Source organism: Pseudomonas frederiksbergensis (genome assembly GCF_000802155.2).
Lineage (GTDB): Bacteria > Pseudomonadota > Gammaproteobacteria > Pseudomonadales > Pseudomonadaceae > Aquipseudomonas > Aquipseudomonas frederiksbergensis_A.
Genome location: NZ_JQGJ02000004.1, coordinates 174814 through 186651, shown reverse-complemented (window position 1 = coordinate 186651; position 11838 = coordinate 174814). Strand labels below are relative to the sequence as shown.

Sequence of the window (11838 nt, the reverse complement as noted above, 5' to 3'; positions counted from 1 at the left end):
AAACCACTAGCTAATCAATCAGATAGATAACACACAGGAAGTGGAGCGACCAGATCTCAATCCAGACATATGACTGAACCCAGAGTTACTCATCCAGCCCCTCCCTTCCCAACGCACCCAAACCACAAACCACAAACCAACCAGTTATAGCTTTCTTTTGGTTCCGCGCTTGTAAGGCTCATCAAGCTCGGCAAGCTCTCTAGACAACTGAGCAAGAACACTGGATGCCTGATCGATCTTCGATCTATACACAGCTCCTAGCCGCTTGATCTCATTCTGGCTGGCTTCCCAAGAGGCAGCTGAGTAGGAGTAAGGATCAGACTTAGAACCGCGCGACTGTCTTGAGCCATACGAGAAACTGGAAGAGACACCTGGAACCAGCTCGACAACCACCTCGTTTTGATGACCGAAGTTTCTGACTAAGCCATCAAGCCCTGTGCGCTCAAGTATCTTGATCTCCTCATACGAGATATCCGCAGACGGTGGAGACAGTAGATCTTCCACTGAGGCCACACCCCGGTAGATCTTGAACCCCAGCCCCGACTGAGATGAAAGAATATCGCTGGGAGCTTGTAGCGCTGCATAAAGGGCGTACCAGAAAACCAATGCAGGATTCCCAGATTGTCTCAGCAGCTCTAGGTGCTCTAAGGAGCCGGGCGCGATTTGAGTGGCGATAAACGCGCAGACGGCAGCATCCACTTCGCTCCCTCTACTCGATATTCCGTGAGCACTGGCCGACATTCCATGACCGCTTCCTGATATCCCACGACCACTTTCTAGAATTCCATGCCCACTCTCCAAAACCCCCGGCTCATTCCCCGAAAAGGCATAAAGCGCAGCCTGCAGGTAATTGGCACGATTTTCCCGTGTAGAAGCCTGCAAGGCATCAAGCTCTATACCGGGAGCTAAGGTGCGACTGTATTTAGACCAGAACAAACGAAGCGCCTCACGATCACCTCGATGTATCGCAAATGCCAGTTCAGTCGCTTCGCTATTTGGAGACAAACCCCAAGAAATTGACGCGAAGGTTCTCAAGGCGCTGGTCAATGCCGACAAGGTGTCCCGCAATTGAGACGACGACACATTGGGATTAAGAATCGAATAAACTTCCAGCCAGCGCTGAGGCAATCTCTCTAAACCGTCGCCGCCCAGTTGCCCCGCCAGTGCACGCCCGAACGCATATGACAGTGTTCGTTTACAGGCAGCAAAACTAACCTGACGCAGTCCGACTTTCCCTTCCGAATGCCAAACAGCTTCCGCCATAACCAAGGCTACGATTGCCGCATTCAGCAGCCCGGTAAAATTCATCGACTTTGATCGGGAGTACTCATTGAAGTCTCGGGTGGAAATCAACCGGGAGAATGCCGAGACCGGAGTTGTCGCTGATGGGGAGGAGTTGATAGCCGTAACTACGCTGGCCAGCTGCTCTTCCGACCCGACGATGCAGTTCGGGAACGGGGACGCGTCGGAAGGCTCATCCATCCAGAACGCCCGAATGAGATCATCAGTCTCCACCTGGCCGCTGCTTTGAAAACGAGAGACCTTCGCGGGCGTGCTCCTGCCCCCGCTGATCCAGAATTCCAAGAAGTCCCGCTTAGATAGCTTGATATGCCACATGGTCAAATCCCAAATATTTGATTGCGTTCTGGAGCCGGCTTCGGCGCCTCCAACGGAAGGCAGGCTGATTTCAGGTAGCCAGGCGCGGTGCGATGCCAATACAAGGTCAACGCGGTCTTCGCTCGCGTCACCCCTGTAAAAATCAGCCGCATCGCGACTTTCGGCATACGCTGCAGATGGCCGATGCCCAGAATATGAACTGCGCGGAACTCCAGGCCTTTTGCTGCCGCGAGCGTCGACAGCCAGATGGGACGGGTGTAATCAAACCGGTTGGAAGCATTCGCCCGGGTGCAATAAGCCCCTAATCCGGCGCGATTGAGCTCCGCCTCAATCACGTCCAACTCTTCGTTCCGAGGCGTGAGGATGCCGATCAGGTCTTCTGGGTAAGCCACACGTTGCCGGCGTACCTGAGCGATCATTTCAGCGATTTGGTCAGGGAACTGCAGAGGGTATTTGGGCAGGGCCTCGGAGGGGTAGTCAGCCTCGCGGTAGTTAGAGGTCGGCAGCATGGGCTCGTAGACGGGGTATCCCTTGTAGATCCCATCGGCAACCTTGCAAATGTCGTGGCCGTTGCGGAAGTGGTACTTGAGCTTGTACTCCTGACCGATCGCATTCGCCAGAACAGCGGAGCAGTCCGCCACGTCATAGATTTTTTGCCGGACGTCCGCGGTCGCGACGAGGACGTGTGTGAGCTGCGAGAAAATACGGATTTCCTGCGGCGTATAGTCCTGGGCCTCGTCCAGCAGCAAGGCATCGAATTGAGCGCCGATCTTCCCGGCATTGATCAGGTCTTCCAAATGGTTTGCTCGATGCTGACGAGCCTCCATCAAACCCAGCGCTGCGTCGTTCACCTCAATACCCTCCCGCCGCAGGATCATGTTGAACAGGCTGGCATGAGTTACGACGTTTTCGGATGGAAACTTGTACTGAGTGCCCCCCATCTGGATGAACGACTTCAGCAACGAGCCGAACACCACCACATAGAGGTTGGGATGGGCACCAAGGTACAGCTGATTGGCCCGCAGCAGCAGCAGATTGGTTTTGCCACTGCCTGGCGGGCCACTGATGAGCAGACGCTGATCAGGGTCGATATCCAGCAGGTCTGACTGTTCTTTCACCAGCTCACTTGCATCACGCCACCAGGTAGAGGGCATTGCGAAATCCTTGTCAATTGCAGATCAGACGGAAACCCACATCAGGTATCAGTTCGACACCTTGATCAATGGCGTTATAGGCAGCATCGAGGTAGCCCAGGAGGACGACCTCAAGGAACGATCCATCCAGCAGTGCCGGCAGATCCCCTGCGTAGGATTTATCAGGTTCCGAGGTAATGGTGCTGATGGGCAAAGGTGCGAGGGCGCTGGCCGTGGTGGCCCGGAAGACCGGATCGCCCGCATTGGCATCAAGCAATTCAACATCGATCAGGACACTCATGCTGCAAGGCAGCCCCAGGTCGTCATCCCGCTCGAACTGGATGTAGATCTGGAACTTTTTCTGCACAGGGTCGCTGGAGGTATGCGTCATCCGCAGCGGGAACATGCCTGTCCCATTGAAGAAGGCTGCCAGCCGCGTCTCAAACTGGTTGCATGCATCCTCAAGCATGCGCTTGATCTGTGAGGCCGCCAGGGCAGCGGGCTGCTGGGGCCCAATCGCCTGACGCTGGTACTGTTGACGTTGAAGGACACGCTCTCGGGCCACGACTGCGGGGCTTACCGAGGGCTCATCGAAATTGAAATCAGCCCACTTCACCAGTTCCAGCCTGGTTGAAGCCAGTTTGGTCAGGCATCGGTTGGCAAGCTGCACACACCGATAATCCTCAGACACGATATGAGGCTTCTCGCTTTTAACCGCCTCGACGAGCCGCGGGAACGGATCGGTGAATTCAGCGAACAGCACCTTTTTCATCAGCAGATCATGGAGCACTGCCCCGAGCTGATAGAACGTGACAGCCCGCCATCCCTCGATGGTGTTTTCCTCTTCGCGGAACAGAAACTCAGGTGAGCTGTAGCGCAGCGTGCCGATAAACTGGCGCTGGTCGACGTCAGTGAAGCTCGCCGCACCGATAGGCAACAGTACACCGAGGTCGAGCAGGATGGCCTTGGAGAAGTCATCCGAAATCACGATGTTCTCGGGCTTGATGTCCCGGTGGGCGAGGTGCCGATCCTCAAGGTAATGGGCTGCGGAAGCGATCTGGGAAATGATCCCGGGCACTGCGGCCAGCGGGATATCAACGATGCGGTCGTGCAGGTTTTTGTACGGCAGCCGCTCCATCACGACGTACAAATAGCCGCTGGACAGGCACTCTCCGCCGTCCAGAATCTTCACTAGGTTTTCGTGATGGGCGCCGACTAGGCTGCGCTCGCGAAGAATCCGTTCGTACTGCATTTCCTTGCCATACCGCTCCACCAATTCCCGGTGGAAGACCTTGATGGCGCCATGCTCGCCGTCTTTGCTTGCGGGCAAGACCACAGCAGACTTGCCATTGCCCAGAAATCCATCGATGAGCCACCCACCGACCAACTGCCCCTGAAGCTCATCACGCATCATCTGGGCCTGAATATTGTCCACTCTGGCTACCCCTGTTCGCATCCTGCAATTACAGCGGAAATCGTATGACGGCCCGATGCCGCTAGCTGAGTGCGACGTTGAGCCAAGCCCACGTCAGAGTCAATATCCTCATGGAAAATCACACACCGTCGGCGAATACAGCCTTGCCTGATCCTGCAGCCGGCCTTGTCATTTCTGCCATCCAGCCCATCGAAGCCAGTCTCAATAAATGATCAAATCGACCAACAGCGTGACAACAAACAGGGACAACAAACAGGGACAAGAGATAGGGCAGCGATTAGGGTTTCCAGACCCCACCTGTATCGGAAGCACTCCACTTTGATGACGCGTTGCGCTCCTGGCTGTGCTTTGCCGCGTCGGGGCCTAGCAGCATAAGGGTTTTGTGGCGATTCTCCGGGCTGGGCTTACGACCGCTTTCGGCTGACCAGTACATCCAGGCGTTGAAGAAGGGTTTGTCCCGTTCTTCAACGATGTCGGGCCGCAGTCGCACGATTTCTGATGGTTTGGGGGCCGCCCGCTCAGTTGCGGTAGTAGGAATCGCGTCGTTGAGCTGGGCCAAAAACTCCTTGGGGATCAGGCGCTGCCCACTTGTCCCGTCCGAGCGCAGCACGGCGAGGAGGTCGCCATACATGTCACCCAGGTAGTCTTTGATCTTGTAGCCGGCCAGAACGTCGAAGCGGAAGAATCCCCTGACTTCGCCGCGTGCGGTCAGGGTCAGCACGAAGGGTGTATCACGTGTCGAAAAGAGGCAATCAAAGCTGGCAGCCCCGGTCGTCACGAGAAACTGCTGCATATCACTTCCGATTGAAATCATGCTGCGGTGCAGCAGCCTGAGAGACGTCATTTCCATCCAGCCCTGCCCTCCAATGCTCTCTGTCTTCCATGACCGCGCTCCACGTTTACTGCCGTATGTCGCGCTAGCATAGAGCGCAGAAGGAAAACCGTGCAAGGTCAGGTTGGGTGGAGGGTCGCGGCCCCATGCCACGAATCCCGTTGACCGCGTACCCATCTCCTGCCCCTCTACCGACCTGCGACATCGCTAGATGAAACAGCCCTGACAGTCCCGGCCCTGCTCACTCGTTATCTTCATCCATCGTTGCCGTGATGAAGTATCCCCCACCCCAGATCCTGCCAGCGTAGGCTGGATCATCGTCGGGGGAATACGAATACTTCACACTGAAATAGCTGCTCTGGACGCCGTATTTCTCACGCAGTTGCTCGGATAAAGCCAACACGATTTCTTGACGCTCACGCAGATCCCGCTTCGTGTCCAGTTCGTCCAGCGAGGCGAGATAGCGCCCCTTGTTGTTCGGTTTGACACGGCCAGCCTGCACCAATTTCCTGACATACGGGTGGCTGTTGTCCTCGAACCACAGCCAGCAGCCTCCTCGCTCGTGTTGAGGTGCCCTTGCGGTCGAGCCCTCAAGCACAATAAGGCGGGTGGAGAAATCCATCGCCGCCAGACCTGCCTTGAACGTCGGGACAGCCCTACAGGATTTGAAGTCAAAGCATGCATTGGAGAAAGCCGCGTGCAGCGCTTGCTCGTCCAGCCCCTCCAGGGTTGCCGGCAACTGGTCGCAGACGAGGATGTGATCGAACTGTGCTTCTGATACCAGCCCCTGATCAATCAAGGTCAGGACGTCGTACTGAAGCTTGCGGGCCGTCGGCATATCAGACACTACGATGCCCAGGCCAGACCATTTTTTCTGGGTAATCTTCAGGCCAGGGATGACGTTGTCCTCAAAACCGTTCGCCTCGATCTTCTTGATGTTGCGGCGGTAGTTCCTGGGATACCGCCACCGCCATTCAGGGTGCGTAGTGGGCTGACCGGGTGGAGTCGTTTGATTACTGACGTAGCGGTACTGGTTGTCGGCATCGTCTTGCGACATTCCAACAACTGAAGACCCGTCCAGCAGGTTAGCCTGGCCGTTCGACCATCGGACGACCGGCTGAATACCACCCTTCAACGCAGTCGTTATAGGGAACGTGATGGCGTACTGAGTGACCGCGGCATTCTGCGGGGTAAAGCCATCACGCACTGCGATGAGGTCAACCAGGCTGAATGCCGTGAAACACACAGCGGGATGCTCGCCCTGGATGGTTCTCATGCCCTCGCGAACCCCGTACGTGGGCCAAAGATGGTGCATACGCAGGGCAATCCTGAGCAGAAGCCCACCCGACCACTCTTCATCATCAAACTGGCAATAGGAAGGGAATGATTTAGGGATGAACTCCGGGCGCGACACGTCGAGAAGATTGACCGCACGAAAGTAATGAGCCATACGAGGCACCGAACGACCATCTTTTTTCTTCATTGGCATTTTGAAATCCCCGCTGATGCTATATGACGACCTTCAAGCTCACACCCTACTATTCAGCTAACACTTAACTAAGAACCATAGGCACACTCTCAAAACCACGCAAGCATCTCACTAAACTTTTGGAGACACCTAATAACATCGACTTAAGCGATTATTATACTGCCTTCAATAAATACACCTGCGCGCTCCCACCACCTTCCCGTCCGACCCGCAAGAATAAAATGCCCACCACCACCGTCCAATCAAACCTTCAATGACCACACCCTGCAGCAACCTACTGATTTCAGCGAACAATCCCTTCACCATACTTTACCAGCCAGAAAATAGCTTTGCCCTTATATTGAACCATCAACTTAATTTCGTCATCAATTGCGAAACTATCAATATTTAAAACCCATCAACAACACCCACAGGACAACTTTACCCTCCTATCTTGACAGCGTATCAACCCTGTACTTCAGTGAGCAATACAGTCAGCCTCTACGCGAAGCAGCCATGAACCACTCAAAAGTTCTCCACATCGTCCATGAAGAACCCATGAATGATTATTCTGAAGGTGCTTACACTGTGCTCAGTGCGACTCACTGCTTCAACGTAAACCTCGCTCCTGAGCCCAGGGTATTCATTCAAAATCTTGCTGTATTATGGAACGACCGCATCGACGTCCACATTATCGGTATGATAGAAAAAGGATTGATTCAAGGTGTACTGTCTCCCGTCAAACTACTGAGCGTAACGGAAGGCACCCTGAATATCCTTTACGACAGTTCGATCAGCAAAAACGCGCAAATCCGCTTCGAGCAAACCTGGAGCGAAATCGCGCGTAAGGCGTGGGGAGATGTATCGATTGCTAGCTTTATCTCCGAAACTCAGCTTCGCGATATAGACCTTCGCAATAATGACTTCGCGATTTACGCTGACTACATTATCTGCAGTCACGGTCTTGGCATTGGGGAGTTCAAGGGAGACAGGCTGCATTACCTCAACAGGTGGCAACCGGACAACCATTCCGATTCGGTAGTTTCCAATCCTCGCCCTGAAGCGGGCCCAGAGAACGATTTCGGAACATTTGACGACGAGTTACCTTTTTAGATGGCTCATATGTCCTCCTTCAAGTGGCTATCAATTGAGCGAAAGGCCATCGTAGCCACATGTCATCTCCAATCCGTGATCGGCACTGCTCGATGTACAAGCGTACTGGGATCAAGCCGAACCGTTTCTAGAAGTGCCAATCCGATGAGAAGAGGGCCTCCCTGCGTCACCCTCCCCCTCCCCCTCCCCCTCCCCCTCGCGCTGGAGCTGGAGCTGGAGCTGGGATTTTTCCTGACCGTGAAGTCTTTCCAATCCCAACTGATGACTGACGGGGTAAGTAACCACCAGAAACAACACCACACCGGTCACATCCGAGACGGAATGCTGGTAGGTCTGGGTGAACGGAATTCCGTTGCCGATGGGGTCATTCCGTGTCACATCCGCCCATCGAGAATCCTCAAAGTTATGGCCAAATGACATCTTCGCCGGTACATTCCGTAACCCGTTGCGCCATGGAAAGAGGAATGGGGGCACGGCCCCGCCGTTACACGGGTATGGACTGAGAGATAGAAGGATGAAAGATCCAGATGCTAGCCCCAGCGCAGCGGGGTATGGCTACCAGTATGAACGCGCGCTGTACCGTATCTTCACGGCACCCAATGCGCAGACTAGGTTTGGCATTGAAACGGCTGATGATGTTGAAGAGATCAGCCAGACAGCGACAGGCTCTCGGCGTGTGTCAGAACAAGCGAAGCTCTCTGTTCAGCCTCGCAAAAACCCACTGCAAGACAGCAGTAAAAACCTGTGGAAGACACTCCGCATCTGGTTGAACGGGTTAGCGGCTGCCCGGAAGGAGCATGAGGAGTTGCAATTCCTCCTCGTCACGAACCGCGTGCTTAAGAAAGGCACGCTGGCCATGCGGCTCTCTGACGCCCTTTCAAAGCAAGATGTGGCAGACGCGGTCGTTGCGCTTCGAACGCATGCCGCCGGAATGACAGGCAAGCCTGGCGAGATCGCTCGGGATGTCATCGCGTACTCGGACGCCGACTTGGCATTTCTGATCGAGCACATGTCCATTGAGGACGGCCAGCTCAATGCTCAGATGAAGCAGCGGGTGATCGCGTCCCTCCACCTCCCCGAGGATGCGGTAGCGAATGCTGAGGACATCTACCATGGTCTGGTCGGTTTCCTGTTCGACCATTGCCAAGAGACCTGGGTAGCCCGAAAGCCTTTCTGGACGACCGCTCAGCCTTACTACAACAAGCGTCAAGCGCTCGTTGAAGCGTTCATGAATGGCCCTTGGGAACCTCTGCCCTTCGAGAAAACCGAGTTCGCAGAGTGGGCCGAGAAGATCGACCCCGCGGACATGCTGTTCGTGGAGCAGCTCACCAAAATCAACATGCCGGAAAACCTGCTGATGAAGCAATTTGGCTTCTACTGTGGCGCCTATTCTGAGCGCATCCGCCTTCTGGAATCAGGTGGAGTTCTGGCCAAGGACTTTGATGTGGCGGAGCGTGTGCTCAGTGATCGCTGGGAGGCGATCAACGACCGCCACCAGTTGGACAACATGACGTCGCTGGATGACTACGGCACGGCTGATTACAGATCTGTGATGACCAAAACCTTGTTTCCAGAAACCTTTCCCATGAAGGTTGGACGGGTGCACTCGACGGCTCAGTACCTGTTCAGCGGCACCTACCACCGGATGGCCAACGCCGATGGAACGCATTCGCCCATCCATTGGCACCGTGACGCGCCGAACCCAGAGGAAGAGTCATGAGCGAGGCGTATATGGATCATCAATTGATCCACAACTCGTCATTGGCCTGCTTTGTCCTGACGCACTTCATAGGTGAATACCAAGAGGCAGGGCTTGGACAAACCCCGGATCTACCGAAACTGATGTTGGTGCTGCCGCTGGTGTGGAATCAGCGCTCACGCGACGCGTTGAGCAAGCGCACCAGCCGCTCCACCCTGGGTGCAGTGCTGAGGGAAACCCCGGTATTGAAAATTGATCTGCAGCGAAGGGTGTCCGCCCATGCGGCCACCACCCTGCAAGGGCTCAATCTCGCCGTCTCTTCGCGTTTGGTTGGAAAGATCGGCTCCAAGGGAAGTGAGACCAGCTTCCAAGTCCTGGTCGATCGTTGGCCACGAGGCATCAAGAACACCATCCCCGCGGCCATGCTGCAGACCACTGAGAAACTCGCGAAGTGGTTTGCCACCGACACGACAGAAAATCTGTACAAGCTCTTGTTTGGGATTCCCAATGAAATTCACGATTGACGCAGTCATCCTCTGGCCTCGCTGCCCTGGCTTGGAACCACGAGTCATTCCCTTTCAAGACGGGAAGATCAACATCATTTACGGGCTGAGCGGCACCGGCAAGTCGTCAATTGTGCACATCATTGACTACGTGCTGGGCGCGACCAAGTGTCAGATTCCAATCGGCATCATCCGCGACACAGTCGATTGGTTCGGGATGAAGATCCGCCTTCTCGATACGACCTACATCGTCGCGCGACGCACTCCGGGAAGCTCCCAAGGCTCTAACGAGCTTTGCATGCTGGAGGTCGATGATGAACAGATCCCGAACTCCGTTTACCGTACCCACTCCTTGGGGCAGTACAAAGCCGCCTTCGACGGCATGGTTCGGGTCAGTGACCTCCCCCACTCCGATGAGGAAGAGCCGTCGGGCTTCGACCGCCGCAGTTCCTATCGCGACATGGCGGCGTTCAACTTCCTGCCTCAGCACATCGTGGCAAACCCCAACACCCTGTTCTTCAAAACCGACTCGTTTGCTCACAAGGAGCGCCTGACGCGAGCTATGCCCTACGCGCTCGGTATGGTGGATGCAAACTACATAATGAATGAGCGGCGTCGGGATGAAGCGCAGCGCGAGCAAGATCGGCTGCGCAAGCAGCTTGCAGTCCACGATGCGGCCAAGGCGAGCCACTACGCTGACGTCGACCAACTGTTTGATCGCTGCATTCAGCTGGGCTTGCTTGAGCGCACCAATACCCAAGGTGCTCAGAAAATCGAACTGCTCAAAAAGGTCGTCATCGCGACCCATGAAGGGCGGCTGGAGCAGACACTCCTGGAACCTCAACGACTGCATATCTCAGAAAAGCTAAAGGTGGTCATCGAGGAAGTCGGTAAGCAACAACGTATTGTTGACGAATTTGATGCCCAGATCGATGGCTTCGACCACCTGGCGCGTAACAGCAAGCGATTCGTCGCGGCGATTGATACTGAGAAGTCCCATGTCATTGGGCTCGACTGGCTCAAGCAGAGCGTCACTGATGGTGGGCACTGCGTGGCCTGCGGCTCGTTCACCAACGCCTTGCCTATGGTGATCGAGAACTTGGAAGAGAAGGTCAACAAGGTCACCCGGATTTCGGACGCGCTCAAGGACAACCCCGTCGTCGACAAGCAACTGGCTACGCTGAAACGGCAACGTGCCAAGGAGGAGCGTGAGCTGTCTCGTTTGATGCGAGAGCAGGGTCGCTTGATCCAAGAGGATGAGCGCACCCGTACTGCCATTGGCCAGATTTACTATGTGGCGGGTGAGATCAGCCGGCTGATCAAACAACTGGATGGCTCTGAAGCGGACGACGGTCTGAAGAAGCGCATGACCGAGCTGGAAAGCCTGATTCGGCATTACAACTTCCAGATGTCGCTGACTGACATGGCTGAGCAAGAGCGGAAGGTGGATGCCCAGCTGGCCCCGATGTTCGAGGACTATGCGGATCAGTTCGGCTTGAACGGAACGCCTGGCGCTCAGATCTATCTCGATCGGAAAGAGCTCACGCTTCGCTTCGACTCCCACGGCCAGCGGGATTTTCTCTGGGAAATCGGCAGTGGTGCGAACTGGATGGGGTATCACATCGCGACGTTCCTCGGCATTCATGAATACCTGTCGAAGGACGAGAATCGCAAGCTCCCACCTTTCAGCTTCATCGTGATCGACCAGCCGAGCCAGGTCTATTTCCCAAGCAATACCGGTGGCCTCAACGCACTGGATGCGGGATTCGAAGCGGTGAATCAAGCCCGCCCAGCGGATGTCGTTGCCACACGCCGAATCTTCGAAGTCTTGGCTGAAGGTCTCAAGCGTGCAGGCCATTTCATCCAGATCATCGTCCTTGAGCATGCGGGCCCGGACATCTGGGGCCAAGTCGCTGACACCGTGCCCGTAGCGGCGTGGCAGAGCAAAGACGACGGGCTCATCCCTGCCCACTGGATCCACCGTCACAATGACTTAGCGTAAATACACGTGGCCAGTTGTGTTCCTCGGGCACAACTG

The 11838-nt window shown here is 55.3% G+C and carries 9 protein-coding genes; 4 read left to right on the top strand and 5 right to left on the bottom strand.

The genetic code is table 11. From position 1 onward, the window contains the following. Nucleotides 1-144: 144 nt before the first annotated feature. The 5 genes from JZ00_RS09490 to JZ00_RS09470 all read right to left on the bottom strand — a co-directional run bounded on the left by JZ00_RS09490 (nt 145) and on the right by JZ00_RS09470 (nt 6506). The gene (locus JZ00_RS09490; protein WP_039588971.1) at nt 145-1617 is read right to left on the bottom strand and encodes a beta/alpha barrel domain-containing protein; all 1473 of its coding nucleotides are present in this window, start codon (nt 1615-1617) and stop codon (nt 145-147) included. Between the two features lie 2 nt (nt 1618-1619). After that, complete coding sequence (locus JZ00_RS09485) at nt 1620-2771, bottom strand: ATP-binding domain-containing protein (protein ID WP_039588970.1); 1152 nt, start codon at nt 2769-2771, stop codon at nt 1620-1622. Nucleotides 2772-2784: 13 nt separating this feature from the next. Next, on the bottom strand, nt 2785-4185 hold the full coding sequence (locus JZ00_RS09480; protein WP_039588969.1) for a serine/threonine protein kinase: 1401 nt from the start codon (nt 4183-4185) through the stop codon (nt 2785-2787). Between the two features lie 277 nt (nt 4186-4462). Beyond that, nucleotides 4463-5035, bottom strand: a complete 573-nt coding sequence (locus tag JZ00_RS09475; protein WP_039588968.1) for a DUF6037 family protein — start codon at nt 5033-5035, stop codon at nt 4463-4465. Between the two features lie 223 nt (nt 5036-5258). Next, nucleotides 5259-6506, bottom strand: coding sequence for a DUF4427 domain-containing protein (locus JZ00_RS09470; RefSeq protein WP_235433069.1), 1248 nt, complete (start codon nt 6504-6506; stop codon nt 5259-5261). A 537-nt stretch (nt 6507-7043) separates the two neighbouring features. Between JZ00_RS09470 and JZ00_RS09465 the strand changes: the two genes are divergently transcribed. From JZ00_RS09465 to JZ00_RS09445, 4 genes are all read left to right on the top strand, one after another. Further along, a complete protein-coding gene (locus JZ00_RS09465) occupies nt 7044-7598 on the top strand; it encodes a hypothetical protein (protein ID WP_039588966.1) in 555 nt (184 codons plus the stop codon). 514 nt (nt 7599-8112) lie between these two features. After that, nucleotides 8113-9318: an ABC-three component system protein gene (locus tag JZ00_RS09455; protein ID WP_039588964.1), complete on the top strand. Its 1206-nt coding sequence runs from the start codon at nt 8113-8115 to the stop codon at nt 9316-9318. Then, nucleotides 9315-9821, top strand: a complete 507-nt coding sequence (locus JZ00_RS09450) for a three component ABC system middle component (protein ID WP_039588962.1) — start codon at nt 9315-9317, stop codon at nt 9819-9821. The genes JZ00_RS09455 and JZ00_RS09450 overlap by 4 nt, the downstream gene beginning before the upstream one ends. Further along, nucleotides 9805-11802 (top strand): DUF3732 domain-containing protein, encoded by a 1998-nt coding sequence (locus JZ00_RS09445; RefSeq protein ID WP_039588961.1) that lies wholly within the window; start codon nt 9805-9807, stop codon nt 11800-11802. The genes JZ00_RS09450 and JZ00_RS09445 overlap by 17 nt, the downstream gene beginning before the upstream one ends. The last annotated feature ends 36 nt before the right edge of the window (nt 11803-11838 follow it).

Bases quoted from the DNA above. Each gene is read 5' to 3' on its own strand.
- JZ00_RS09490 (WP_039588971.1), bottom strand. From the start codon at position 1,617: ATGTGGCATATCAAGCTATCTAAGCGGGACTTCTTGGAATTCTGGATC.
- JZ00_RS09485 (WP_039588970.1), bottom strand. From the start codon at position 2,771: ATGCCCTCTACCTGGTGGCGTGATGCAAGTGAGCTGGTGAAAGAACAG.
- JZ00_RS09475 (WP_039588968.1), bottom strand. From the start codon at position 5,035: ATGGAAATGACGTCTCTCAGGCTGCTGCACCGCAGCATGATTTCAATC.
- JZ00_RS09470 (WP_235433069.1), bottom strand. From the start codon at position 6,506: ATGCCAATGAAGAAAAAAGATGGTCGTTCGGTGCCTCGTATGGCTCAT.
- JZ00_RS09465 (WP_039588966.1), top strand. From the start codon at position 7,044: ATGAATGATTATTCTGAAGGTGCTTACACTGTGCTCAGTGCGACTCAC.
- JZ00_RS09455 (WP_039588964.1), top strand. From the start codon at position 8,113: ATGAAAGATCCAGATGCTAGCCCCAGCGCAGCGGGGTATGGCTACCAG.
- JZ00_RS09450 (WP_039588962.1), top strand. From the start codon at position 9,315: ATGAGCGAGGCGTATATGGATCATCAATTGATCCACAACTCGTCATTG.
- JZ00_RS09445 (WP_039588961.1), top strand. From the start codon at position 9,805: ATGAAATTCACGATTGACGCAGTCATCCTCTGGCCTCGCTGCCCTGGC.